This is a genomic window from Tamaricihabitans halophyticus (genome assembly GCF_004340875.1).
In the GTDB taxonomy this organism is placed as follows: domain Bacteria; phylum Actinomycetota; class Actinomycetes; order Mycobacteriales; family Pseudonocardiaceae; genus Tamaricihabitans; species Tamaricihabitans halophyticus.
Map to the genome: position 1 here is coordinate 97,403 of NZ_SLXQ01000015.1, position 25,367 is coordinate 122,769.

26 protein-coding genes are annotated in these 25,367 nt (G+C 64.7%); 11 read left to right on the forward strand and 15 right to left on the reverse strand.

What is annotated here, in order from left to right; all coding sequences use genetic code 11:
* Positions 1-26 precede the first annotated feature (26 nt).
* The 6 genes from EV191_RS24975 to EV191_RS25000 form a co-directional block, all read right to left on the reverse strand.
* Positions 27-803 carry a DeoR/GlpR family DNA-binding transcription regulator gene (locus tag EV191_RS24975; protein WP_132879929.1) on the reverse strand — a complete coding sequence of 259 codons (777 nt, stop codon included), beginning with the start codon at positions 801-803 and terminating at the stop codon, positions 27-29.
* Positions 804-812: 9 nt separating this feature from the next.
* Positions 813-1,847 (reverse strand): 4-hydroxythreonine-4-phosphate dehydrogenase PdxA, encoded by a 1,035-nt coding sequence (gene pdxA, locus EV191_RS24980; RefSeq protein WP_132879931.1) that lies wholly within the window; start codon positions 1,845-1,847, stop codon positions 813-815.
* Entirely contained in the window at positions 1,844-3,100 is a 1,257-nt protein-coding gene (locus tag EV191_RS24985; RefSeq protein ID WP_243659215.1) for a four-carbon acid sugar kinase family protein, read from the reverse strand. Before EV191_RS24985 ends, pdxA begins: the two co-directional genes overlap by 4 nt.
* Positions 3,097-4,560: a GntP family permease gene (locus tag EV191_RS24990; protein ID WP_207894671.1), complete on the reverse strand. Its 1,464-nt coding sequence runs from the start codon at positions 4,558-4,560 to the stop codon at positions 3,097-3,099. The genes EV191_RS24985 and EV191_RS24990 overlap by 4 nt, the downstream gene beginning before the upstream one ends.
* A gap of 108 nt (positions 4,561-4,668) precedes the next feature.
* On the reverse strand, positions 4,669-5,313 hold the full coding sequence (wrbA, locus tag EV191_RS24995; RefSeq protein WP_132879932.1) for an NAD(P)H:quinone oxidoreductase: 645 nt from the start codon (positions 5,311-5,313) through the stop codon (positions 4,669-4,671).
* 13 nt (positions 5,314-5,326) lie between these two features.
* Positions 5,327-6,595, reverse strand: coding sequence for an FAD-binding oxidoreductase (locus tag EV191_RS25000; protein ID WP_165913089.1), 1,269 nt, complete (start codon positions 6,593-6,595; stop codon positions 5,327-5,329).
* A 185-nt stretch (positions 6,596-6,780) separates the two neighbouring features.
* Between EV191_RS25000 and EV191_RS25005 the strand changes: the two genes are divergently transcribed.
* Positions 6,781-7,134, forward strand: coding sequence for a winged helix-turn-helix transcriptional regulator (locus EV191_RS25005; RefSeq protein ID WP_132879936.1), 354 nt, complete (start codon positions 6,781-6,783; stop codon positions 7,132-7,134).
* Between the two features lie 75 nt (positions 7,135-7,209).
* Here EV191_RS25005 and EV191_RS25010 read toward each other — a convergent pair whose 3' ends face one another.
* Entirely contained in the window at positions 7,210-7,779 is a 570-nt protein-coding gene (locus EV191_RS25010) for a TetR/AcrR family transcriptional regulator (RefSeq protein ID WP_132879937.1), read from the reverse strand.
* Between the two features lie 172 nt (positions 7,780-7,951).
* On the opposite strand from EV191_RS25010, the gene EV191_RS25015 reads away from it, so the two are divergent.
* From EV191_RS25015 to EV191_RS25025, 3 genes are all read left to right on the forward strand, one after another.
* The gene (locus EV191_RS25015; protein WP_132879939.1) at positions 7,952-9,169 is read left to right on the forward strand and encodes a serine hydrolase domain-containing protein; all 1,218 of its coding nucleotides are present in this window, start codon (positions 7,952-7,954) and stop codon (positions 9,167-9,169) included.
* A 39-nt stretch (positions 9,170-9,208) separates the two neighbouring features.
* On the forward strand, positions 9,209-10,960 hold the full coding sequence (locus EV191_RS25020; protein WP_132879941.1) for a CocE/NonD family hydrolase: 1,752 nt from the start codon (positions 9,209-9,211) through the stop codon (positions 10,958-10,960).
* 89 nt (positions 10,961-11,049) lie between these two features.
* Positions 11,050-12,279 (forward strand): phospholipase D-like domain-containing protein, encoded by a 1,230-nt coding sequence (locus EV191_RS25025; RefSeq protein ID WP_243659216.1) that lies wholly within the window; start codon positions 11,050-11,052, stop codon positions 12,277-12,279.
* A gap of 119 nt (positions 12,280-12,398) precedes the next feature.
* On the opposite strand, the gene EV191_RS25030 is transcribed toward EV191_RS25025, so the two are convergent.
* Complete coding sequence (locus EV191_RS25030) at positions 12,399-13,310, reverse strand: LysR family transcriptional regulator (protein ID WP_132879943.1); 912 nt, start codon at positions 13,308-13,310, stop codon at positions 12,399-12,401.
* 74 nt (positions 13,311-13,384) lie between these two features.
* Here EV191_RS25030 and EV191_RS25035 point away from each other — a divergent pair, with 74 nt between their 5' ends.
* Both EV191_RS25035 and EV191_RS25040 read left to right on the forward strand, forming a co-directional pair.
* On the forward strand, positions 13,385-14,182 hold the full coding sequence (locus EV191_RS25035) for a maleate cis-trans isomerase family protein (RefSeq protein WP_132879944.1): 798 nt from the start codon (positions 13,385-13,387) through the stop codon (positions 14,180-14,182).
* 65 nt (positions 14,183-14,247) lie between these two features.
* Complete coding sequence (locus EV191_RS25040; RefSeq protein WP_132879946.1) at positions 14,248-15,585, forward strand: MFS transporter; 1,338 nt, start codon at positions 14,248-14,250, stop codon at positions 15,583-15,585.
* A 123-nt stretch (positions 15,586-15,708) separates the two neighbouring features.
* Here EV191_RS25040 and EV191_RS25045 read toward each other — a convergent pair whose 3' ends face one another.
* Positions 15,709-16,185, reverse strand: a complete 477-nt coding sequence (locus EV191_RS25045; RefSeq protein ID WP_243659222.1) for a hypothetical protein — start codon at positions 16,183-16,185, stop codon at positions 15,709-15,711.
* On the opposite strand from EV191_RS25045, the gene EV191_RS30685 reads away from it, so the two are divergent.
* From EV191_RS30685 to EV191_RS25055, 3 genes are all read left to right on the forward strand, one after another.
* A complete protein-coding gene (locus tag EV191_RS30685) occupies positions 16,105-16,287 on the forward strand; it encodes a hypothetical protein (protein ID WP_243659223.1) in 183 nt (60 codons plus the stop codon). The two genes, EV191_RS25045 and EV191_RS30685, sit on opposite strands and share 81 nt — an antisense overlap.
* 128 nt (positions 16,288-16,415) lie before the next feature.
* The gene (locus EV191_RS25050) at positions 16,416-17,261 is read left to right on the forward strand and encodes a tryptophan 2,3-dioxygenase (protein ID WP_132879948.1); all 846 of its coding nucleotides are present in this window, start codon (positions 16,416-16,418) and stop codon (positions 17,259-17,261) included.
* The gene (locus EV191_RS25055) at positions 17,258-18,475 is read left to right on the forward strand and encodes a kynureninase (protein WP_132879949.1); all 1,218 of its coding nucleotides are present in this window, start codon (positions 17,258-17,260) and stop codon (positions 18,473-18,475) included. Before EV191_RS25050 ends, EV191_RS25055 begins: the two co-directional genes overlap by 4 nt.
* Before the next feature lie 42 nt (positions 18,476-18,517).
* Here the strand turns inward: EV191_RS25055 and EV191_RS25060 are convergent, their stop codons facing one another.
* From EV191_RS25060 to EV191_RS25080, 4 genes are all read right to left on the reverse strand, one after another.
* Positions 18,518-19,363: an alpha/beta hydrolase family protein gene (locus EV191_RS25060; protein WP_243659217.1), complete on the reverse strand. Its 846-nt coding sequence runs from the start codon at positions 19,361-19,363 to the stop codon at positions 18,518-18,520.
* Positions 19,299-20,069: a hypothetical protein gene (locus tag EV191_RS25065; RefSeq protein WP_132879951.1), complete on the reverse strand. Its 771-nt coding sequence runs from the start codon at positions 20,067-20,069 to the stop codon at positions 19,299-19,301. The genes EV191_RS25060 and EV191_RS25065 overlap by 65 nt, the downstream gene beginning before the upstream one ends.
* A 288-nt stretch (positions 20,070-20,357) precedes the next feature.
* Positions 20,358-20,819 carry an HPP family protein gene (locus EV191_RS31005; protein ID WP_424565502.1) on the reverse strand — a complete coding sequence of 154 codons (462 nt, stop codon included), beginning with the start codon at positions 20,817-20,819 and terminating at the stop codon, positions 20,358-20,360.
* Positions 20,820-20,933: 114 nt separating this feature from the next.
* Entirely contained in the window at positions 20,934-21,881 is a 948-nt protein-coding gene (locus EV191_RS25080) for a zinc-binding dehydrogenase (RefSeq protein WP_132879952.1), read from the reverse strand.
* A 94-nt stretch (positions 21,882-21,975) separates the two neighbouring features.
* Here EV191_RS25080 and EV191_RS25085 point away from each other — a divergent pair, with 94 nt between their 5' ends.
* Positions 21,976-22,572, forward strand: coding sequence for a TetR family transcriptional regulator (locus EV191_RS25085; protein ID WP_132879954.1), 597 nt, complete (start codon positions 21,976-21,978; stop codon positions 22,570-22,572).
* A 448-nt stretch (positions 22,573-23,020) separates the two neighbouring features.
* Here the strand turns inward: EV191_RS25085 and EV191_RS25090 are convergent, their stop codons facing one another.
* A complete protein-coding gene (locus tag EV191_RS25090) occupies positions 23,021-23,596 on the reverse strand; it encodes a TetR/AcrR family transcriptional regulator (protein ID WP_132879956.1) in 576 nt (191 codons plus the stop codon).
* 133 nt (positions 23,597-23,729) lie between these two features.
* Between EV191_RS25090 and EV191_RS25095 the strand changes: the two genes are divergently transcribed.
* The gene (locus EV191_RS25095) at positions 23,730-24,749 is read left to right on the forward strand and encodes an aldo/keto reductase (RefSeq protein ID WP_132879957.1); all 1,020 of its coding nucleotides are present in this window, start codon (positions 23,730-23,732) and stop codon (positions 24,747-24,749) included.
* 193 nt (positions 24,750-24,942) lie between these two features.
* Here EV191_RS25095 and EV191_RS30690 read toward each other — a convergent pair whose 3' ends face one another.
* Positions 24,943-25,197, reverse strand: coding sequence for an MmyB family transcriptional regulator (locus EV191_RS30690; protein WP_243659218.1), 255 nt, complete (start codon positions 25,195-25,197; stop codon positions 24,943-24,945).
* Positions 25,198-25,367 lie beyond the last annotated feature (170 nt).

Genomic DNA, 25,367 nt, shown 5'->3' on the forward strand with positions numbered 1-25,367 from the left:
AGTTAACCGGTGTGCCGGTGCGACACCTAGCCACGGACCACGCGCAGAGCACAGTTCGCTGACTTCTCGAACGGCCGCAGCACGTCCCGGTCACCGTCATCGACGATTACCGTATGCTCGCGGTCGATCGGTGCCCAGTATGCGAACGGTTCGCTCGCGAGCTTCGAATGATCGACGAGAACGTAGGACTCGCGGCCCGCGTGCAGCATCGCGTGCTTAAGTTCCGCTTGTTCCAGCGTTGGACAGCTCAGGCCGCGCTCGACCGAGATACCGTCAGCTCCGAGAAAGACCCTGTCCGGTCGCACGTGCGCCAGTTGCCTTTCGACGGTTGGCCCAAGGATCGCTTCGTTCGGGTAGCGGAGCTTTCCGCCCAACACCACAACCTCGATGTCCGGGTTGTCGGCGAGTGCGAGCAACACGGTCAGCCCGTTGGTGACGACGGTGAGCCCGGACCGCTCGGCAAGGTGGTGCGCGAGCCGACCGGTGGTCGTGCCAGCGTCAAGCAGCACGACGTCACCATCCCGTACGAGACTGGCCGCCGCGCGTGCCACGGCGTTCTTCTCCTCGGCGAAGCTGGCGTCTTTCTCGCGCAGTGTGCGTTCGACGCCCGGCCCGGTGTCGAGCGCCCCGCCATAGGTGCGTACCACGTGACCCTCGCGCGCCAGTTCCGTGAGGTCGCGGCGAATCGTCGACGACGAGACGCCGAACTGCTCGGCGAGCTGCTGGATGTTGCAGTCACCACCGCGCACGGCGGCAAGTAGCTGCACGCGCCGCTGGGTCGTCGTCTGTCGGGGAACGCTCACGGAGGCACCCTACGACGCCTCGGGTGGGTAGACCGTACGGAGCTTGCCGGAAAACGGCGCCAGTTCGACGGCGGCCTTGAACGCGGCATGCATCGTGCCGGGGTCAGCCCTGCCGGTGCCCGCAATGTCGAAGGCCGTGCCGTGATCGACCGACGTACGCAGAATCGGTAGTCCGACGGTCACCGAAACGGTGCCATGGAAGTCGACTGTCTTCGACGCGATGTGGCCCTGGTCGTGGTAGAGCGAGAGGACGCCGTCATAGCGGCCTTCCAGCCCCTGGTGGAACACGGAGTCGGCAGGCACCGGGCCGGTGACGTCCAGTCCTTCGGCGCGGCTGGCCTCGACCGCCGGCCCGATCGCGACGATCTCCTCGTCGCCGAACTTGCCGCTCTCGCCACCGTGTGGGTTCAGCGCGGCCACGGCCAGTCTTGGTTCGTCCGTGCCGAACACCCGCAGTGCCGTGTAGGCCTCGTGGATCGCGTGCTCGATGTTGGGTTCGGTGATCTTGTCGAGCGCCTGGCGGAGGGACAGGTGCCGGGTGGCGAAGAATATCTTCAGCCCGCGTACCCAGAACATCGTGTTGAACCGTGTGGAGCCGGTCAGCTCGCCGAGCATCTCGGTGTGCCCGAGGTGCGTTGATCCAGCCGCCCAGATGGCTTCCTTGTTGATCGGCGAAGTGACGACGGCGTCCACGTCGCCAGCCAGCGCCAGTTTCGTTGCCGCCTCGATCGCGGCGACCGCCGCGCGACCGGCCGTGCCGTCCACCGCTCCCCACGGCAGATCGCCAGGGGCGATCCCGAGGTCGAGCACGTCGATCACACCAGGGGAGAAGTGTGCCTGCGACACCGCACTGATCGCGTTGATCTCGACATCAAGCGCGCACACTTCGGCAGCGCGCCGCAGCACCGCGGCATCGCCGACGGCGAGCGGACGAGCCTGCTCGGTTGCCCATGGTTCGGCGAGTGTACGAGCGGTGATCTCAGGGCCGATACCAACGGGGTCGCCGACCGTGACGGCGAGAATGGGGCGTTCGGTACTGGTCACTGCGGTATTCCTCGCTTTCGTTGCGCGATAACACTGATCAGGTGCTCGACACAGCTGACCGCGGCGTCCCGCTGGCCGATGAGACCACCTTTCGTCGCGAAGGGAAGACCGTCGTGCGGTCCGCCAACGAGACTGCCCGCCACGGCCAGCGGCAGGACCTCGGTGTCGATGGCGAAGCCGTCACTGGCGAGCGCCGCGGTGGTTGCCTCCGCGATATCGCCGCCGGTGGCGTAAAGCCCGCCAAAGCGATGCTCGGCAAGCAGGATCGCGGCGGCCGCGGCGAGTATCCGCGGGATATGTTCGGCCGCCCGCGGCGCAACGCGTTCACCCGGGTCGGGAGGGACGGTCCGAATACCGACTACCCGGCTGCCCTGCTCCACCACGGCGGTCGCCCGGTCGGCGATGGCCCGTGCGTCCAGCCCTTCCATGGACACGTCGACGAACCGAGCTTGTAGCACCTGCTCCAGTTCCACGACCTGCTCGCTGGTCACGCCAGTGATACTGCCGACGACGGCGAGCACGGGTGGTAGGTCGTGCACGCCCGGGCCGATCCCCAGCGCGGCGGCGAGCAACACCGCGAACGGTCCACTGTCCACGGATACCCATTGGGTCTGGCGTTCCCGTCGCACCTGCGCGGCCGCCTCGGCGATCGTGCGCAGGTGCGCATTGGTCGTCGCGTCACAGACGACGAACGGCGCGGACGTACTGGCGAGTCGCGCGGCGACGGCGTCCACACCGGACTCGACGACGTCCAGCGGAGTCTCGGTGATCTCGCGGCCGGTGCCCTCGCGCAGAATGGTCGCGACGCGGGAAAACCCAACCGGAGTCAGTGGATCGCGTGCGACCGGTGTCTCCGCGAGCGGGACGCCGTCGACGAGGTGCAGCCCGCCGACCGTGGTCCTGCCCGCGTCGGGGAAGGCGGGCACCACGAGCGCCCTCGTGCCAGGGGCGAGCGCATCGAGCAACGCATCGGCCTCGGCTCCGACATTGCCGCGCAGCGTGGTGTCCACCCGCTTGCAGACCAGCTCCACAGGGGACACGGCCCTGACCGCCGCTTGTACGAACTTCTGTGCCTGCTTGGGTTCGGCATGGCGCGTGCCCACATTGAGCACGACGACATCGGCGCCGCCCGCGCTGCTGACACGGTCAACCCCGCTCACCGACACGGCGCGCATCCCGGCCCGCGCGAACCGCGCGCCGGTCGCATTGCTCCCCGTCAGGTCGTCGCCGATGACCAGCACGTGTGCACTCACAGCACCGCTCCGGCCAGCAGGACCAGTGGCAACGACCCGAGCCAGACCACCGTTGTGATACCGGACCAACCGCGTATCGCCGCCACACCGTCAAGTCCGGTGAATCTCGTGACGACCCAGAAATACGAGTCGTTGAAATAGCTGAACACCATCGAGCCCGCGCAGCATGCGATCGCGGCGGCGAGCGGGGACACGCCGAGACTGCCGACCAACGGCGCGCTCACCGAGGCGGCCGTGATCATGGCGACGGTGCCGGAGCCCTGCGCGAGGCGCACGAGTGTCGCAACGAGGAAGGGCACGAGCACGCCGGGCAGGCTCCACGAAGCGATGACGGTGGCCAGTTCCTGCCCGACGCCGGTGTCGCGTAGCACTTGGCCGAACGCGCCGCCCGCGCCGGTGATCAGGATGATCAGGCCGGCCGAGGCGGCCGCCTGGGACAGCCAGTCCGCGACCTGGTTGCGGGTGGTCACGCGGGGCAGCAGCACGTAAACGGCCAGCACGAGACCGATGAGCAGTGCCACGACCGGGCTGCCGACGAACGCGAGCACACCGACGATGCCCGAGGGTTCGTAGTCGTCGGCGTCGAGCACGCCCCTGGCGCTCTGATCGATTGCGGTCGCGACAGTGTTGACGACGATCAACAGCAGGGGCACGACCAACGGCAGCGCGGCGAGCCAGGTGGGCATGCGACGTGGGGTTTCCGCAGCCGACTCCTCCCGAAGACCACCGGCGTGCTCGGCCCCGTCGTCAGTGCTGCTATCCGCGGAGCCGTGGGTCGTCGGCACGGCGTCGGGGGTGACCGTCGCGGTGCTGTAGACCTCGCCACGTACGTCCGGCAGCACGTGTTCTTCGAGGCGCGGTCCGATCCATTTCGCATAGAGCACCATGAGCGGAACGAGTACCAGCGTGCAGACGACGCCAGCGAGGATCATCCCGCCCACGTCCGCGCCAAGGATCCCGGCGACCCCGAGCGGTCCCGGGGTGGGCGGCACGAGGTGGTGGGTCAGCGTCATGCCACAGCCGAGCGCGAGGGCCAGCGTGACGTAACCCGCCTTCTTGCGACGCGCGATCGAACGGGCGAGTGGGTTCATGATGACGTAGCCGGAGTCGCAGAACACCGGGATGGACACGAGCGCGCCGGTACCTGCCATCGCCCACGGCTCACGCCCTTTGCCGAACATCTTCACGAAGGCCCTCGCCAGCGCGTCGGCCGCTCCCGAGACCTCCAGGATCTTGCCGACCCCGACACCGAGCCCGATGACGATGCCGATGTCACCCATCGTCGAGCCAAAGCCGTCAGTGATCGAGTTCAGCACGTCCGTCACCGGTGCGCCCGCGACGAACCCGGTCAGCAGAGCGGCGATGAGGAGCGCGATGAACGCGTCGAGCCGGGTGCGGAGAACGACCACCACGATCGCGGCGATCCCGAGCACGAGCGCAGCCAGCAGTCGGAGATCCACGCTGATCCTCCTAGGCGGATGGGAAGGTGCCCATCATGCCGGCCAGGAGGTGATCAAAACAAGCATCTTCGCGAACAAAGTTGCTTAAACTGTGCAACTAGAGTTTGTTCAGCCTTGAATGAACCTCGTTGGGTCGGAGGCGTCGATATTCATACTGTCTGGACGGATCAGTTGCGCGACCTTGGTGACACGGCATCCGAGGTGGGTGGCGGCGGCGAGTGCTTCCGGGGCCGGGCCGTTGCCGTCGTCGACGCTGCTGACGCCGTAGGGATTGCCGCCCGCTTCGTCGACGGACGGGTGGGTGTATCCCATTGGGATGATGTAGGCGCCCCAGTGCATGAACACGGTGTACATACTGAGCAGGGTGGACTCCTGGCCGCCGTGTGGGCTGCCGGAACAGGTGAATCCACTGACCGGCTTGTCGGCGAGAATGCCGCGTTCCCACGGATCGCTGGTGGTGTCGAGGAACTGGCGCAGCTGTGCGGCGACATTGCCATACCGGGTCGGCGTACCGAATACGTAGCCGTCGGCCCATTCGAGATCCTCGAGCGTGGCTTCCCGGATATGCGCGGTTGCCTTGGCGTGCGCGGCCCAGGCCGGGACCGAGTTGACGACCTCGACGGGTGCGAGCTCGGCGACACGCCGCAGGCGTACTTCGGCTCCGGCGGCGGCCGCGCCCTTGGTTACCGCCTCGGCGAGGGCGTGCACGTTGCCGGTCGAGCTGTAGTAGATGACGGCGATACGAGTGGACATGGATCGTTCCTTCCTAGCGTTCGGGCGGGATGTTCTGGTTGGCTCGCAACAGGTTGTCTGGGTCGTACATGGTTTTGATGGCGCGCAGTCGTTCGTAGGTGCGGGGTCCGTATGCCGCGCGGATCCGTTCCTGGTCGGCGTCGCGGGGCAGGTAGTTGACGTAGGCGCCCCCGGCGGAATAAGGAGCGAGTGTCTGGATGAGTTCACTCGCCCACGCCCGGTTGTCGGCATCGGCTCCCGGGTCGTCCCATTTGGCTTCGACGAAAACGTTGTAGGCGGCGTGCCGGAATCCGACGGCGGTGCTTGCCGGGTCGATCCGGGATACGGCGCCGTGGAAATGCTCGATGTTGATCTTGCTGTCCAGCGAAGGTGCCGAGCGAACGTACGCGGTGAGGATGTCGACCAGGTTCTCGTCGAGGTGGTGCAGTGTCGTCGTGTTCCAGTACACGCGCTGGCGCCAGCGGGCGGCGGTGTCGAGGAAGTTCTGGCTGGCGGTGTAGGCGCGGGTGGCGATGGTGTCGTCGATGGGCGGGGCCGAGGCGCGGAGATGCTCGATGAACGGCGCGGCGGTGGCCGCGTCGCCGATGACCCGGGGAATGATCAGGATGGCCGGCTCGCCATGGTCGTCGTGGCCGAAGACGAGATCGGCGACCGTGTGATCGGGCAGTTCGTCGGCGCGGGCGCGGTAGCCCGCGGTCACGGTCTGGGCTTGCTCGAGAGGCCACGCCAACAGGCCGGTAGTGACCTCGGTGGCAGGGTGTATGGCGAACTCGAGCCCGGTCACGACGCCGAAGTTGCCGCCACCGCCGCGTAGCGCCCAGAACAGGTCGGGTTCATGGTCAGCGTCCGCGCGCGTCACCGACCCGTCCGGCAGGACGACGTCGGCGGCACGCAGATTGTCCACGGCCAGGCCATGAAGTCCCCGCAGGGCGCCGATTCCGCCGCCGAGGGTCAGACCGGCGACGCCGGTGCTTGAGACGATGCCGCCCGTGCTGGCGAGTCCGTGCCGCTGGGTGGCGGTGTCGTAGTCGCCCCAGGTCGCTCCCGCGCCGGCCCGCGCACGACGGCGTAGCGGGTCGACACGGACGTCCCGTAGCCCGCTGAGATCGAGCATCAGGCCGCCGTCGGCGGCGGCGAACGCGGCCGCGCTGTGGCCGCCGCCGCGGAGGGACAGCGGCACCTGGTACTCGCGCGCCACGCGAATCGCCGCTTGGACGTCCGATATTCCCCGGGCGGCGAGTATCGCGGCCGGAGTCGCGTGTGGACGTGCGTACAGGTCCATGCCGGGCGCTTCCCGGGTTTCTGATCTACTGTAGACAGTTCCGGAAGTGCTGCGGCGCAACTGCTCCGCCCAGGTCGTCATTGGTCATCGCCTCATTCGGTACGGATCGGTCTCGGACTGCCAGCCATATAATCATAAGTCACTTACTAATGTATAGTAGCTGACGCCATGATAATGTGAGGCGTATGGAACACCCGTACAGCCAGGGCGAGGACTTCTGCCCGGCGTACCATCACGCGGTTGAACTGATCGGGCGCCGGTGGACCGGAGTGATCCTGCGGCAGCTCCTGCTCGGTAGCTCCCGGTTCGCCGAGATTCGCGACGCGATCCCGGCTCTGACTGACCGGATGCTCGCCAGTCGTCTGCGCGAACTCGAGGCGGAGAGCATCGTGACACGTACGGTCATCGATACCATTCCCGTGCAGGTGCAGTACGAGCTCACGGACAAAGGGCGCGACCTGGAACGAACGATTACCGCGCTCAGTGAGTGGGCCGACCACTGGGAAGGTGATCGCGGCGAGTCGCCGACCGCGAGCTGATTCGCCGCGTGGCGGCTAGTCGACTACTTTTCGGGAGCCGCTGCTCGGGGTTCGATGGCGGGCCGGGCGGTTCGACTACGCCGGTGGTTCGGCTTCCAGTCCCAGTAGGGTGTATGCGCCCAGCAGCAATTCCTCGCGCAGCTCGTCTTGTGGTGCATCCGCGAAATGCGCGATGGGGTCGGTTGCGGCGGCGAAGGCTTGGTACGCCCTCAGTCGCATGCGCCAATCCGGGTCCGGTCCGGTCAACAGTTCGGTGGCGCGTTCGGTGATGCCGAGCGTTCTGGATACGAGGTCGGTCGTTTCGTTTGTGTACACAGAGGCGTCTCTGAACAACAGCCCCATCACGTCCCGGTGTTCCGTGAGGACGGCAATGCAGCCCTGAAGTAGCGTGCGTCGAATCTCGCTGGGGCTGGACGCTGCGGCCGCATCCTCGACGACCTTCTCGAGTTCGTTGAGCGGGTCGCTGATCAGACACTCGAGTATCTCGGCCTTGTTGCGGAAATGGTGGTAGAGCGAGGGTTTGGTGATACCTACCTGCTCTGCGATCGCTCGTACGGACGCGGCGCGGTAAGTCTGCGTACTGAACATCTCGCGCGCGGTGGCCAAGATCAGACCGCGGGTGTCTCTCGCCTCCTGCTGTGTCAACTCCACCCTCCGTAGTCGAAGCACGAGTGATCGTAGTCGAGCCGATTGGCCGCCTTCGTTAGCGTACGCACCTTTCCGACCGGTTGGTAGGCACCGTGGCCATATTGCCGACCTACCGGTAGGTTGGTACAGTCCTAACAAACCTACCGGTAGGTCGGATATCGGCACTTCGATGACGAAGGAGCAAGTAGTGGTGGATATCGAGATCGGGGGCACCGTTCGTCCCCAGTTCGAGCGCGTTGCTGAGGCGATGGGAAAGAACTTCGCCAGCGGAAAGGAAGTGGGTGCCGGCGTCTGCGTCTATCACCGTGGGGAACCGGTAGTAGACATCTGGGCCGGTGCGGCCGATCCGGAGGCGAAGCGGCCGTGGCAGCAGGACACGATGGCCGCGCTGGCCTCGACGACCAAGGCGATGGCCGCCGGGGCGGCGTTGCTGCTCGTCGAGCGCGGTGAGCTGGAGCTGGATGCACCGGTGGCGCGCTACTGGCCGGAGTTCGCGGCCCAAGGCAAGGGCGAGATCACGGTGCGCACGGTACTCAGCCATCAGTCCGGTCTGGTCACGCTCGAGGGCTGCCCGCTCTCCCTGGAATCCATGAAGGACGGTGGTCACGCGATCATCGATGAACTCGCGGCGTCGACCCCCGAATGGGAGCCGGGTACCGCGCATGGTTACCACGGGCTCACCATCGGCCATCTGATCGGTGGGATCGTGCACGCAATCACGGGGCAAACGGTCGGCACGTTCTTTGCTTCCGAGATCGCCACGCCCCGCGGCCTGGACTGCTACATCGGCCTGCCCGAGGAATATCTGCCGCGCGTCGCCGCGATCATTCCGCCGAGCGACGAGGAGATCATGGCGGGCTTCAAACTGCCTGGCATGGAGAAGATGGGCGCCGCCATCAACGATCCCAGTTCGCTGCCGTACCGGGCGTTGTTCGGCAGCATCGATATGACTTTCGCTACCGCGAACGACCCCAGCAACGTCCTGGTGGAGGCGCCGAGCAGTGATGGCGTTGCCACGGCCACCTCGTTGGCCCGCTATTTCGCGATGCTGATCGGTGAGGTCGACGGCGCACCGGCCTTGCTGAGCCGCGCGCTGATGCAGCAGGCGCGCACCGTGCATTGCCAAGGAGAAGACCGCGTCCTGTTGATGCCCACCGCCTGGGGATTGGGTTTCAGTCTTCCGCATGGCCCCCTGTTCGCTACACGGCCGCGGCTGGGCGAGGCATTCGGTCACGGCGGGGCAACCGGGTCCTTCGCCCTCGCGGATCCGGAGCGCGAACTCGCATTCGCCTACATCCCGAACCGGATGTCGGAACTCCTTGAAGGCGGCGATCTGCGGGTCGACAACCTCGTCGACGCCGTATACGCGTCCGTCGATGGAGACTGACGCCGGTACGGCGGACCTGCTGGCATTGGAGAAGATGAATTGTCCGACACAGTCCCCATGCACTCGGTGCTCATCGAGAGCGGAGTTGCCGTTCCGATGCGGGATGGCACCGTGTTGCGCGCAGACGTCTGGCGTCCCACCGAGCCTGGGCCGCACCCGGCCATTCTGATCCGCACCCCGTACGGCCGGACGCTCTTCAATGCTGATGCGCTGCGTCCGGAACACTGTGTACGCGGCGGTTACGTGTGTGTGGTGCAGGACGTTCGAGGTCGAGGCGGATCCGACGGCGACTGGGTGCCCTTTCAGTGGGAGCAGGAGGGCATTGACACCTACGACAGCGTTGAGTGGGTTGCCGAGCAGTCGTGGTGTGATGGCGCGGTCGGTATGTGCGGCTCGTCGTACCTGGGCATCGTGCAATGGCTCGGCGCGGCCACCCGACCACCGCATCTTCGGGCAATCGCACCGGGAATGACGACCAGCGGCGAGCTCGAACTGGCCGAGGCCGGGGGAGCATTGCGACTCAACCAGCTTGTCTACTGGCTGGCGCTGACGACCATGGAATGGCTGGCCGTACGGCAGGCTGCCGGGCACCGCGTTGACCCGGAGGTCCAGCAACGCATGCTCGAACTCCTCGGCGACACGTCACCCGCATGTTGGCACCTGCCGCTGAAAACGGTGCCACAGTTCGATTTCCCGGATTTTCCCGTCCAGTTTGGTGACCTCCTCACCGGCGCGTTCAGCCAGGTCGCTGCCTTCGACTACGACAGCATTGAGATACCCACGCTCTCGGTTGCCGGTTGGTACGACATCTACTGCGGGGCGACCATCGCGAGCTATGAACGTATGCGGAACATGGTGGGGCGGGATCCCGAGCAAGCAGGGGCGCATCGTCTGATCGTCGGACCGTGGACGCATGACGGCCACTTGCCGGCGGTACAAGGACAATGCAACTTCGGACCTCACGGTTACTCGAGCTTCGCTGATGTGCCCGGACAACATCTTGCCTTCTTCGATGCGCACTTGAAGAACGCGGGCGCAGCGGCGCCTCCGGTGCGGTACTTCGTGATGGGAGCGAACGAATGGCGCACGGCGGCATCCTGGCCGCCTCCGGGAACTGAGCCGAAGGTCTGGTATCTCACCAGCGACGGGCGAGCCAATAGTGCGGCTGGCGATGGCCGGCTGGTGCTCGGGCAGCCACTCGCCGGTGCTTCAGAAGACGCCTGTCACTACGATCCGGAGTATCCGGTGCCCACCCACGGTGGACACGTGGCCAGCATGGGCACCGTGGTGGGCGGGCCACTGGATCAGGTACACAACGAGGCGAGATCGGACGTGCTGTGCTACACGTCCGAACCGCTCGCCGACCCGATCGACACCATCGGTCCGGTCGCCGTTGGACTGTTCGCCGCGACCTCCGCACGAGACGCCGACTTCGTGGTCAAACTCGTCGACGTCGCTCCCGGCGGGCCCGCGCTGCTCGTCACCGACGGAATCTTGCGCGCCCGGTACCGCGACTCCGGCGACGACCCGACTCCCACTGAGCCGGAAACCGTGTACGAGTTCGAGGTGAACATGCGGCCCACGGCGTGGCGATTCCATGCCGGCCACCGGATCAGGCTGGATATCGCCGGGAGCGACTTTCCACAGTATGACCGCAACACGGGAACCGGGAACGCGCTCGGTGCTGATGCGGAGGCGATGCCGGCTATCCACCGAATTCGGCACACGTCAGCTCAACCGTCAGTATTACGGCTGAGTACGGTACCTATCGCAGGTGGCGGTGGTGATTGAACACGAAGCCGAGAAGCCGGAACGCTTGCCGTCGACGAAAGCGAATATATACATTGGACGGCCTGTTCTGAATCCCGATCGGAGGCTACGTGGCTGTGCGTGCGAAACTTCGCCCCGTGATCGCGATCGTCGCGATGAGTGTTCTCGTCTCTGTCGGGGGCGACGCTTTCCGGGTTGCCTCCGCGTCACCGGATGAACGATCAGCGGCGGCCCGCCCATGCCAGGAGGCGCCCGACGATATGCCGGTGCAAACCGGGGCGGTGTTCAGCGATCCAGCAGGGGGTGACCCGACCGCGATCGTGCGGGCGGTATGCAGTCTGATCAAGCAGGCCGATGCGGGTTCACGAATCCGGTTGGCACATTTCGCCATCACGGGCGATGCTGGAATGGATTTTGTCGACGAGCTCATCGCCGCACACCGCCGTGATGTGGACGTGCAGATGGTGATCGACGGTGGCAAACGCCTGGACGATCCCGTGATGGACAAGTTGCAACAGGAACTCGGTACGGACGAGTCGGCGCGTTCCTGGGTTCACCCATGTAGCCGGCTCTCTCCCGAGGGAACGACCGCGGCATGTATCGGTGACAAGGGCCAGCACAACAAGTTCTTCCTGTTCTCCAAGGTTGGCGGGAGTTCAGATGTTGTTGTTCAATCGTCGGCCAATGTCACCGATCTGAACTCCACCGTGTTCTGGAACAACGCGGTGACTTTCGTCGGCAACACCGACCTGTACGCGGGGTACGACAGCTACTTCGACGATATGGCGAATGAGGTGGAGACCGACGACTACTATCGAGTCGTGCCGACCACCATGCCGGATGGCGAAGTGCAAGCACATTTCTTCCCGCGCGCTGGCGATGATGCATCTACTGATCCGGTCGTGGAAAAGCTCGACGATGTCAAATGTGGTGCCAGCACGACGATCCGGATCGGTGCGGCCGAGTGGGACTCCTATCGCATCGCCATCGCCGACCGGCTGGTCGAACTGGCTGGCCAGGGGTGCACGATCTACGTCGTACATGCCGAGATCGACGATGATGTTCGCAACCTTCTCGCCGACACGCCAGGGATCGAGCTTCGGGAACTTCGCTCCTCACCTGACCTGCCCGGCAATATCCACTCGAAGTACATGACCGTCGACGAGTCCGATTCGGACACCGCGGCGAGCTGGGTACTGACCGGAAGCCACAACTACAGCGAGAACGCTCTGCGGCGCAACGATGAAACCCTGCTGTACACGGATATCAGTAAGATTCACGAGCAGTACGAACAGAACTTTGCCGCAATGTGGCAGGCGGCGGCACCCGCGAGTTCGTAGCGGTAGCCGGGTCCGTTTGAACCGCATTTCTCGGGGATCTTGGGGTCACTGAGTGCAGATACGGCCTGCCCCGCACAGTTTTCCCGGACTCGCGCCGGCTTGCCAAGGCCACGCAAGCTCTAGGCGATCGCGGCCGCGATGCCGTGCAAGATTCGCCCAGCCGCGGCGAGGTGTGCGTGGTGCCGGCTGCCTTTCCGGCTAGCGACCAGAATGCGGCGGACGAGGCGTGGTTTGCCGGTAACTGGTAGCCGGCGAAGCCTAGCCTGTGCTGGGATCTCCACCAGGCGAGGCAGCAGGTAGACGCCGTAGCCTGCGGTGACAAGATGCAGGACGGTTTGCCAGTCCGTGGCATAGTGCCCGATCCGCGGCCGGAAGCCTGCGGTGGTGCATGCGCCGATCGCGAGTGCGTGCTGTTCGGTGCTGGTGGGTTCGGCCACGATCCAGGTTTCCGAGGCCGCCTCGGACAGGGTGATCGAGTCACGTTCGGCAAGGTGATGGTCGTCCGGCACCAGTAGGTCGATGACGTCGTCGAGTAGCGGACTCTGGTCGAAGCGTGGGTCGTCCAACGTGGGGCTGTTGGCGTTCGGCACCACGACGGCGAGATCGGCTTCCTCGCTGAGCAGCAGCTCGAAACACTCCGGTGTTTCCGCCTCGCGTAGGTGCACCCGCATCGCCGGGTTGCTCTCTTGCAGGGCCGACGCGGTCGGGATCAATAGCGCCGTGAGCGCGCTGGGGAAGCCACAGAGCCGAACGGTGCCCGGCGGATTCGCTTCGTGTTTACGGATATCCGCGGCCGCTTCTTCCCACTGACGAAACAGTTCGTGCGCATGACGGAGCGCGAGATGGGCCGCCGAGGTGAGTTTGACGCCTCGGCCTTCGTGAACGAGTAGCTCCACCCCGAGGTCATTGGCGAGTGCGCGGACCTGTTGGGACACGGCGGATGGAGTCAGGTGCAGTGCCCTGGCGGCAGCGGTGACACCCCCACATTGCTCGACGGCTCGCAGTACCTGAAGACGGCGCAAGTCGATCATTTAGAGCATATTACAGGGTTCTCTGCAGAATTGTTCAATTGACATGAAACATTCGCTGGCAGAAGGTACTCCCCATGACCGAGAAAGTGATCGCGGACGAAAACCCCATTCGCCTAGGGTTGCTGTATCCGGATACGCGTGGCAGTGGGGAAGACGACTTCTACGCGCTGGCACGTCAGATCGATCCGGCGATCAGAATCGGTCTTGGTTATGTCCCGTGGCCGGAAGGCCGAGAAAAGGCACATCTCCTGGACGGCAAGGGCAAGCGTGAGGTCCTGCGTGGACTGGGGGATGCGGCCGGCCTGCGGGTGGCGGCGCGAGCGGTTCGGCCGATGGCTCCTGGCGCGGTGACCTGGGCGTGCTCGAGCGGGAGTTTCCTGCATGGCCTGGAAGGCGCGCGCGGGCAGACGCGGCTCATCCAAGCGGAGGCCGGAGCCCCGGCGAGTAGCACCTCTATGGCCTATGTCGCGGCCCTAGCCGCGATGGGGATTACCCGCGTCAGCCTGGGATCGGTCTACCACCCCCTCGTGACCGATGTATTGATCGAGCTCTTGGCTGACGCGGGCGTGGAGACCGTCCATCGAATCGATCTGGATGCTCGCTCGGATCGCCAGCTCGCCGCGTGGGAAGGGCCGCGATTGCTGGAAATCGTGGATCGGAGCAATACCGCGGCCGCCGAGGCGGTGCTGATCCCGGAAACTGCTTTGCACACGGCGGCGCATCTCGAGGATCTGGAGCTGCGTGCCGGGAAACCGGTGCTGACCGCCACCCAGGTCACGCTCTGGCACGCGCTGCTGCTGATGGGGATTCAGCGACCGCAAACCGGACTCGGCGCGTTGTTTCAGGTGGTAAACCAGCCCACTTCCAGCTGACCAGTCAGGCAGCCAACCACATCAGACGTTCTGCCAGCGGACCGCACTAGCTTTCGGAGGACCTGATGGGATTTGACGTCTCTGCCTCCGCGTCCGTCGAACCCGCACCCGCCGTCCGGCGTCGCGTGGTTGCGGCCTCGGCGCTGGGCAACGCGAGTGAGTGGTACGACTACGCCGTCTACGGTTATGTCGCGATCGAGATGGGGGCCGCCTTCTTTCCCGGCGAGTACTCGACGATCGCAAGTCTCCTGGTGTTCGCGGTGTCGTTTGTCCTACGTCCGCTTGGCGGCATCGTCTTTGGCACGCTAGGTGATCGAATCGGCCGGAACCGGACCCTCGCGGCCACGATCATCCTGATGTGTGTCGGCACTTTCCTGATCGGCATGCTGCCCACCTACCAGGCCGTGGGGATCTGGGCGCCGGTCGGGCTGGTCATTCTCCGTGTGGTGCAAGGGTTCTCGACCGGCGGCGAGTACGGCGGCGCGGCTATCTTCATGGCCGAGTACGCGCCCGACCGCAAGCGTGGTTTCTGGGGAAGTTTCCTCGAGTTCGGCACCCTGTGCGGGCTGGTCCTTGCCTCGGTCGTCGTGCTGACACTCAACGCGTTGTTGGGTAGTGCCGCGATGGCCGAGTGGGGCTGGCGCATCCCGTTCCTGCTGGCTCTGCCGCTCGGGTTGGTCGGCCTCTACCTGCGCATGAAGGTGCACGACACCCCGGTCTTTCGGGAACTCGCGGCCGAAGACGGTCAGCACAAGTCGACGCGGGGGATGTTCCGGATCCTGTCCGCGTACTGGCCGGCATTGTTGCGGATTGGTGCACTGGCCGTCGCGTTGAACATCACGCAGTACACCCTTCTTGGTTATATGGCCGTCTATTTCCAGACCTCGGTAGGCTTTACCGGCGGCCAGGCGACCACCATCCTGCTGATCGGTCAGGTCTGCATGCTGGTGGTGATCCCCTTCGCTGGGTCCCTTTCGGACCGGATCGGTCGCAAACCGTGCTGGTGGATCTCGCTCGGCGGCCTCTTCGTGTTGGTTATACCGATGTTCTGGCTGATGACGCGTGGGTTCGCGCTGGCCATTGTTGCGTTCGCGATTCTTGGGCTGTTCTTCGTCCTGCAATTGGGAAATACGAGCGCGACATTACCGGCTATGTTGCCGACACATATTCGATACTCCGGTATGGCGGGCTCGTACAATATCTCCACCGCGGCGCTCGCGGCCACCGCGCCGCCGATTTCGGAGATCCTGATCGAGGCCACCGGAAACAATCTCATTCCCGCCTACTACCTGATGGCAGGCTGCGCGCTTGGCGCCATCGCGCTGATCACGATGCCTGAGACCGCGGGCTCTTCGCTGCGTGGCCGAGACACCCCTGGCCTCGCCTCGCAAACCGAGCGGTGACCGACAAGCAGCCGGGTCTGTTCGGCGCCGATCCGCTATGCGCGGAGGTGTGCGACGGCGCCGTCAGGTGTCTCGACCTGGCAATGCGGAGTTTCGTCCGCTCGTTCAGCCGGAGTCTCCGGACTATGCGGCACGGCTATGGCAGTCGATGGCAGCAGTCGGCGCATCCTTTCGGACTGGACTGGACGTACCTGCGCAGTTCATCCATCCGTGCCTGACTTGTTCTGGTTTGGCGGTCCGGAAGGCACACGCACTCCCGCGCGCGATCTCGCTTCCGCGGTCGAGCGGCGTGCCATGCGGGCAAGGACCGAGAACACCGCGATATCGCTGCACCATCTGCTCTCCGGGGGTGCCGACGAGGCTGATATCCACTCCGCCCGTACGGACCAGCACCTGTTGTCCGCTCTCGCTGACCAGACGGTCCCAGTTGTCATAAGGGGGCGGGTAAGCCTGCCGTAGGCGTTGTCGTGGTGGCTGCGCCGAAGTGCACGGGAATGGCCCTGGGGAGGCTCCGCGGTCATGGCCGAGCTCGAACTGCTCGAGAACGATGACGTCCTGTTGACCATCGTTGGCGAGCCAGTAGGCCGCGGCGCTACCGATCGCGCCGGCACCGACGACGACGGTCTGGACATGCATTGTCATGTTCACTCCGCTCCGTCCAGAATGCCCCGATTTCTCGTGGGCGGCGTCATCGGAGGATAGGGCCCTGCGCGGACGGGATCTGTACTCGTGTCGTGAACTCCGTGAGGCGCCTTCGACAAGTGTCGGACACCGCCACGGGCTCTATTGCGCCGTTGAGATTGTCGTCATGAACATGCAATGCTTGCTGGGTGGTGAATATTCGCGATATCGAACACGGGGTGCACCGTGAGCTGAGCGCGGACCAGACGTACGGCGGCTATCTGCGCCTGCCCGCGTTGTTGTCCGCGCAGCGCCCGGCCAGCGACCCGGAGCACCATGACGAGCTGCTGTTCATCATCCAGCATCAGACGAGTGAGCTCTGGTTGAAGCTGGTAATACACGAGCTGAGTTACGCGCGCGACCGGATCGCGGCCGAGCAACTGCGCCCCGCGCTGAAATCGCTTGCCAGGGTGAAATCGATCCAACGCCAACTGTTCGAACAGTGGGCCGTGCTGGAAACGCTCACCCCGATCGAGTACGCCCAGTTCCGCACCTTCCTTGGGAAAGCGTCGGGATTCCAGTCGGTGCAGTACCGAGTTGTGGAGTTCCTGCTTGGCAACAAGAACGCGGAGATGCTCGAGGTGTTCGATCCGGAAGAGCCGGGGCGGGCCGAACTGAGCGCTGCCCTGCGCGAGCCCAGTCTCTACGACCAGGTGCTGCGGCATTTCGCCAGGCGTGGGCACGCGATACCGGCCGTGCTGCTGGACCGGGACGTGACTCGTCCACACGAATTCAACGCGGAACTCGTTCCCGTGCTGCGCCGGATCTACGAGAACGTGGGCGAGTACTGGGAGGAGTACGAAACCTGTGAAGTGCTCGTGGATATCGAGGAAACCTTTCAGCTGTGGCGATACCGGCATATGAAAACCGTGGAGCGGATCATCGGGCATAAAACCGGGACCGGTGGATCGAGCGGCGTTGCCTTCCTGAAAAGGGCACTGGAGCTCACGTTCTTCCCGGAAATCCTCGCGCTGCGCTCGGAAATCGGAAAATGACCAGGCGGCTGGCGCGGCAACTCGATGAACAGGACCCGCTCGCGGACTATCTCGACCGGTTCCTGCCCGGCGACGACTCGGTGCGCGCCTACTTGGATGGCAACTCACTCGGCAGGCCACCGAAAGCCACGGTGGCCGCGATCGAGGACTGCTTGCACAAGCAGTGGGGAACCCGGCTGATCCGGTCCTGGACCGAGGAATGGCTCGCGCTACCAACCGTGGTTGGAGACGAACTCGGGACAACGGTGCTGCGGGCCGCGCCGGGGCAAACCGTGGTCGCGGACTCCACCACGGTGTGCCTATACAAACTGCTGCGCGCGGCCTGTGCGCTACGGCCAGGACGGACCGAGATCGTTACCGATGTGCACAATTTCCCCACCGACCGCTACGTGGTCGAAGGGATCGCCAGCGAACTCGGCATGACCCTGCGCTGGCTCGAGCCACCAATACGTGGCGGTATCACTCCGGAGCTGCTGGCTCCGGTGCTCGGCGCACAGACCGCGGTGGTTACCTTTTCCCACGTCGCCTACCAGTCGGCCGCGATCGCTGACATGGCTGGGATCACCGCGCGCGTACACGACGTTGGCGCGCTCGTGGTCTGGGATCTCTGCCATTCGGCCGGCGCGATCCCGGTGGATCTGGACACGGCCCGGGCGGACTTCGCCGTCGGCTGCACCTACAAGTACCTCAACGGTGGACCCGGAGCCCCGGCCTTCCTCTATGTCAACCACGCTGTACAAGAACGGTTCCACCAGCCAATCCAGGGCTGGATCGGACGTGCGGATCCGTTTGCCATGGCTCAGGGATACCTGCCGGCCCCAGGTGTGAGCCGCGCGCTGTCCGGGACCCCGAACGTACTCGGCCTGATCGCCGTGCGCGAGGGCGTTCGGTTGGTCACCGAAGCCGGCATCGAACGAATCCGGGCCAAGGGTATCGCGCTCACCGAACTCGCCGTACGACTGACCGAACAACACCTCGCCCCGCTAGGGTTTACCCTCGGATCTCCCAGGCGCGCCGAGGACCGTGGCAACCACATCACCATCTGCCACCCGAACGGAAAGGCTCTCGCTGAACAGCTCACGGCGGCCGGAATACTGGTGGACTTCCGTGAACCAGACGGAATCCGGTTCGGGTGCTCCCCACTGACCACGCGATTCAGCGACCTGCCCGTCGCAGTCGAAGCCCTTGCCGACCTAGCCAGTGCTACCGGCTAGCAGTTTCCCACGACCACGACGCAGTGCCGCGTTCGCTGCGGGTCACGCAGATACAGAATCTCCGGGTTGGAGTGGGAGTGCGTGCACAACGATTGGCCATGCAACGCTGTCTGGGTCGATGAGTTCGAAGTGCCCGATGGCGGGTATCACCACGAGTTCCGCTTCTGGATGCGCGCGCTGGTACGACTCGCTTATCTGCACCGGTACACTGGTATCCGATTCGCCGTGGATAAGCACTACTCGACTGGCGGGTGCGGCCATTCGCGCCGGATCGAGATCGGGTCGGCGGTTGGGCGGTTCCCCGAGGAACGCGGCCACCGCCCCGTCACCCAGCTTCGCTTCGTGTGCGTGGACCAGATCCGCAACCGGCGCCAGCGCGATCGTGTTCAGCAGTCCAGCCGGAGGACAAACTGCGGCGGCCCAAAGCGCTAACTGCCCGCCAGCCGAATGGCCCATGATGACCGCGCCATTGCCGTCGACCCGCGCCGTCGCGGTGTCGAGCGCTCTTCTGACATCGTCGGTCGAAGCCTCCGGCTGTCCACCAATCCTGCGGTATTCTAACGCTGCTACCGGCCATCCTCGCTCGCGTATTGCCGTAGCCATGGGCCGTACATGCAATCGGTCATACCGCGCCCGCCAGAACCCGCCGTGGATAAGCACGACGACCGGTTTCTCGGTATCGCCATACCAGACGTCCACGACCTGATCAGTGTCATCGCCGTACCGCATGGTGCTATCCGGCGCCGGACCTGGCCGGCTCAGAATCGATCGATCCATCACGTCTCCGCATCCTCGATTATCACCATCGACTGTTTCTTGTCGCTCAACCGTCGTCGCCGTTGATACGCTGTAGCACTGTGCGGCAACGATCTTCGATTTCTGCGGCATTGTCTGCGGCTCTGTCGCATCCAAGATCTGCGAGGATCTGGTAGATGCGTGTGGTCTCGGCGACCAGGACGCGGGCCTCGGCGACGGGGTCCAAACCGTGGCAGGACTTGAGCTGGCATTTCCACACTTCTGTTTCGTCACCAGAGAAAGGGTGGCTGCGCGTGCGGAGCATGCTGTCGATGTCCTCGGGAGTTCGACATCTATCTGACGGACCGGCGTGGACAGTGGCGAGCTGAGCGGCGAGTTGAACCCGTACATCGGCAGCTACCGCAACCCGTGCTTCTCCCGAAATTATCCCGGCCAGTGCCTCAGATGAAGTAAATTCAGTTTCGACCGGAGGCCCGTTGATCACAAGCTGGACCTGCGGCGGATTCAGGTCGTTGAGTTCTGGCAGGTTGAACGCCCACAGCGCGCCTCGTGCCGTACGGACCGATCCCTGGGCAGCTACATGTCCTCCGGTGTGCGCGAGAACCTGCGTGTACCGGCTCATGAACTCCCCGTAGGCAATGCGGGGCGCCGGGTCATCCGGGAAACTCAAAGCGGTACGGAATAGCAGCGGTTGTGCCCGGCGCGCCGCTAAGGTGAAGCGGGGGAGGGCCGTATTGTGTCGTGCGAAGTTTGACTCCTCGATCGAGTCATAAGCGTGCGTAGCGCGTCGGGAAATCCGCACGACTTTCCGTCGCAATCGTGTTGGATCCTTGGGCATTTGGTGTCAACATGTCCCATTCGTTGTCGACTAGGTGGATTCGCGGAAATCCCCAGATTTCTGACCGGCCAGTATAGACGAGGTAACGTGCCCGCGCTGAATTTCGGAGTGGCAATCAGGGCTCAACCACTAGCCTGTCGAGACTATTAGAGATAAGATGTCGATCTCGTCCACTGTGAACGGTGATTCACACAGTGCCGGGCCGTCATGCCGGTTCGTTGACGGGCTGATGCCACTACGGGTATGGCACGCGGAACAGCTTGTTGATCAGGACGGCGAGGATCGCGATCAGTGCGACACCGAGCAGTATGGCAAGGAGTTGCGACGGAGTGTGCGCCTGCCGGCGGGTGTGGAGTATCCAGTACGGTCATCGCCGCGCAGGTCAGACCGAGAGCGACCGCGGCGGCGCCGACCCGGGGCCAGTTGGGGTGGCTGAGGTCTGGTGCAGCGGTGAGTAGTCCGGTGGTGGCGAGCCCCGGCGAGTATGCCGACCACATGCCCGAGGACCGTGTTACGAGGGCTGGCTGCGGGGGCTTGGGGTGTGGTGAACACTAGAAACGCTGTCGGCCCCAGCGAAGGGAACAGCAGTGGCGCTCCGCTGACGATGGCGACCAGACCGATAAGCAGAATGCGCTCAGTGCGGAGTACGCGACGCCCTGGTTGTGGCTCATTCCCAACCAGGACGTGGGGTCCGCGTGCCCACCTTTCCAGGTTCGCGCCGGCGGTAAACGAGGTACGAGCGAAGCTCACGCCGGACTACGTGTCCGGTTGTAAACGGGTGCTGTTCGCCAACGACGACTATCCCGCGCGTTCGAGTGAACCAATGAACGCTGTGTCGGGGCTATCACTTCAATCCGCCCGGCGTCAGGAGACGCAAGCTCCATCGATATCCAGTACAGCCTTGCCGCGCAGGCGGCGGTCGAGCAGGGCTTGGGCCGCCTCGTCGTAGCGGGTCCATGAGCCGCGCCAGCTGATTCCGGAGTCGAGACGGCCGGCGGCAACCTCGGCGGCCAGCCAGGTCAGGTCGGTGGAGAGGTCCGCAGCCGGGTCGGCGAACAGGTAGAAGGTGCGAATCGACCTGTCGTGTCGTCCTTCGGTGGCCATCAACGCCTCGGGCGGGAGTACGGCGTCCGCCTCGGACGACCTGCCCACGCTCACCAACACGCCACCGGCTTGCAGAGTGGCGAAGGCGTCCACGAGTTGCTGGCCGCCGACGTTGTCCAGCACCGCGAACACGGGCCGGTCGACTTTGCCTGGGTCGGCGTACACCTCGTGCGCTCCCAGGGCCCGCAGGCTGTTTTCCTGGGCGGGATTCCCGCTGATCGCGACGACCTCCGCGCCCGCGCGGGAGGCGAGCTGCACCGCGTAGCGGCCGACTCCGCCGGAGGCGCCGGTGATCATCACTCGGCGCCCTAGGAGTTGCCCCATGCGGCGCAGCACCTGCAGAGCGCTCAGGCCGGCGACCGGAATCGTGCTGATCGCACCGAGGTCGGCGCCATCTGGCACGACACCGAGCAGAGTGGCCGGGACCGCACGTAGCTCGGCCCAGCCGGTCTCGCCCAGTGTTACTACCGGGGTTCCCGCGGAAGGGCCTGATCCGTCGGCCGCCGCCTGGACTACCACCCCCGCCGCGTCCCAGCCGATCACGGTGCCGTCCGGCGTATCCGGACTGGTGGCGCCGGTGACCTCGCCGTAGTTGAGCGAAACCGCTTCGACTCGGACCAGCGCCTCGCTGGGTGCGGGTACCGGGTCGGCTACCTCCGCCAGCGAAAGGTGTGCCGTTGCGGTGTGGTCGACAACGAGTGCTCGCACAGGTGGGTCTCCTCTCACGTCAGTGTGCCACAGTGTGGCATTTGCTCTATTGAAGCATATGCTCCAGGAGTGCATGGTCGCTAGACTGCTGTTGATGACGACTTTTGGGCAGCCCGCCACGCTGCGCGAGCGTAAGAAGCTGCGCACCCGCCAGGCGCTGGTGGATACAGCGATCTCGATGTTCAGTGAGCGTGGTTTCGACACCACGCCGCTCGACGCGCTGCTCGATGTGGTGGAGGTGTCGAGGCGGACCTTCTTCCGCCACTTCCGCTCGAAGGAAGATGTCGCGCTCACCGCCGTCAAACAGCTCTGGAGCGCCTACCTCGACGTGCTGGACGAGACTGAGAAGTCCGGGGCACTGGTCGACGTCTTCCGTGACGCGATGCTGGCCACCCTCGACCGCATGGATCAGGACTGGTACCGGCGCTTCCCGGCGACGCTCAGGTTGATCGAGCAGTCACCATCGCTGAACGGGCATTCCCTGCAGCACTGCGCGGAGATCCAGGCCGAGGTAGCGCTCCGGCTTGGCGGCCCGCACCGCCTCGAGCTGCGACTGCTCATCGAATTCTTCGTGGCCACCTGGCGCTGCGCGTTGGACGAGTGGCTCCCCGCCTGCGCCCCCGGCGAGTTGCCCGAGTGCGTACGGCGTGCCTTCGCCGCCATGGACGACAGCATGCGTTTGGAGGCGTAACCAGTGGTCGGGAGCGTTCCGCAGGGTTCTGCTGACAACACGATCACCCGTGACCAGATCCGGTTCCCGTCCCACGATCACTTCGTCAAATGAAGTTGACAGGACATCGGCGATGAGACCGAGAAGTCGTCGAGACCTACACGGCTTATCTGCCTTCCATTCGGCCTTCATGGGACTGTTTCAGTTCCTGACACTCCCGACGCCGCCGCAGCGGCAAACAGTGTCACCGATCTGTACCGCGGAGACCCCGGAACAAGCCCGTAATCTCGATCCCTAGAACGAGGCGATCGACCGCGACCTCATGCGCCAACAAGCGCGAGTCGACCAGCTAAGCGGATCAGGTTGGTAACGGAAACGCTGAACCCACCGTTCCAATACTGATCCTTTCGCGATATCAGGAGGTGGCCACCCAGTAGCCAATCTTGCTCGCTGGCAACTGAAGCGTAGGTCAGGTGCGGAGGCCGGCGACGAGTAGCCCCACGAGCCGGCGGGCGTCGTATCGGGAGTCCTGGTCGGCATAGATGCACAGGTTGCCGATGCCGCGCATCAATTCGTAGGCGCCGATGTCAGCCCTGATCTCACCGGCGGCGATCGCAGCCTCGAGTATCTGATCGCAGGTCGGCACGAGGTGGTCTATGAAGTAGGCGTGCAGGGTTTCGAAGCTGGCCTGGTCACTCCCCAGTGCCGCGGCGAGCCCATGCTTGGTGACGAGGAAGTCGACGAAGAGGTCTACCCAGCGATCGAGCGCCACATACGGCGAGGCGCTGTCCATAAGCAGGGCCGGCCCCGCTTCGGCACAAGCATCGACCTGGTGACGGTAGACAGCCACGATGAGGTCCGCCCTCGTGGGGAAATGGCGGTAGATCGTCCCCATCCCGACGCCGGCCTTCGCTGCGATCTCTCGGACTGGCGCATCGATGCCCGAGCTCACGAATACAGCTGCAGCGGCATCCAGCAGGGCCTGCTCATTTCGTTGGGCATCGGCCCGCTTCGCCCGACCGGGCCGCTTCGCGCTCTCGTCCATAGAACCTCCCGACGGCAGGGTTGATAAACGGAACATTGCTCCGTATAGTTGATTCGGAGCATCGCTCCGCTTCCATCATGTCAGAGGAAGCGCATTCACTGAAGAAGCTCAACCTGCCGGGAGGAACCCGCTCATGCGGTACCGCGTACTCGGACGCACCGGCGTCCAGGTCAGCACGCTCGCACTCGGTGCGATGAACTTCGGTCGGATCGGTCGAACGAGCCAGGAGGACGTCGAGTCCATCGTCGGGTCAGCCCTTGATGCGGGGATCAACCTCATCGACACCGCTGATGCCTACAGTGGCGGGGAATCCGAGGAGCTGACCGGCAAGGCCCTCGGGACACGCCGCGACGATGTCATCCTGGCGACCAAGGCGACGCTTCCCATGGGCGATGAGCGCAATCACCGCGGGAGCTCACGCCGGTGGCTGATCACCGCCCTCGAAGGGAGTCTGCGGAGACTCGGGGTTGATCATATTGACCTCTATCAGATGCATCGATGGGACCCGAACACCAGCGACGAGGAGACGCTGTCCGCACTGACCGACCTCCAGCAGGCGGGAAAGATCCGCTACTTCGGCAGCTCCACCTTCCCCGCCTACCGGATAGTGCAGGCGCAGTGGGCCGCCCGCGACCGCAGGATCAGTCGCTACGTCACTGAACAGCCGAACTATTCCATCCTCCAGCGCGGCGTCGAGAGCCACGTGCTGCCGGTCACTGAGGAATACGGTCTCGGGGTGCTCGCCTGGAGCCCACTGGCATCGGGATGGCTCTCCGGCGCGGTTCGCGAGGGTCAGGAGATCACCACCAGCCGCTCAACGTTCATGCGGCCGCGCTTCGATCTCACCGTGCCCGCGAACCGCGCCAAGCTCGACGCCGTCGAGCAGCTGGCAAAGATCGCCGACGACGCCGGACTGACCATGATCCAGCTCGCCCTCGGCTTCGTCACCGCACACCGGGCCGTCACCGCGGCGCTCATCGGTCCGCGCACACTGGAGCACCTCGACTCTCAGCTCGCCGCCGCCGACGTCGACCTCCCAACCGAGGTTCTCGATACCATCGATGAGATCGTCCCGCCCGGTACCGATCTCGCTCCAGCGGAGAAGAACGACACCCCGCCTGCTCTGCTCGACTCGACCCTGCGACGACGATGAGTGCGGCGAGCTCTCGATGCGGGCGCGAACCAGTCAGTTTCCGATGATCACCACGAGAGCTATGACAAGGGAACGCTCATCCGTCGTTCAGATGCATCTTCGCTTGTCGCTCCGAGGTCGGACGACAGGAGTTACAAAGCGTGCGCCGAGGCCGCGCTGATGCAGGCGATGTCGTGCCCAAAACAGTCGGAACTCAGGGAACTGAATGCAGAGGTCTCGCACGAGACGGCCGAGTCCGGGGCTTCAGGATGCTTGCCCGCCCCCATGCGGAGCATCGCCTCGGTGTCAGCGGCGGCCTGATCCCAGTCGCCGTGTGTTCGCGAGCATGCGGGCTCAGGAACACGAAACGAGCTGTGTTCCGCTCGAGGGCTGACATAGCCGCGAAATCTGTGATCAGCCGGGCGGCGAGCCGGCGTTGCCCAAGGACTTCAAGGCGGTGACCCAACACGAGAGCCGGTCGGGACGCTTCATCGGTTGTCTCCAACAGCGCCCGAGTCGCCGTATTTCAGTTGGCGGGCGTACCGGGGGGTGTCCCTATGGAGTTGTCAAGCGGGGGATTCCATGGGGTGTTGGTAGTGGGTTTTGTTGCGGAGCATGGCGTAGAGGACGTCGCAGCGT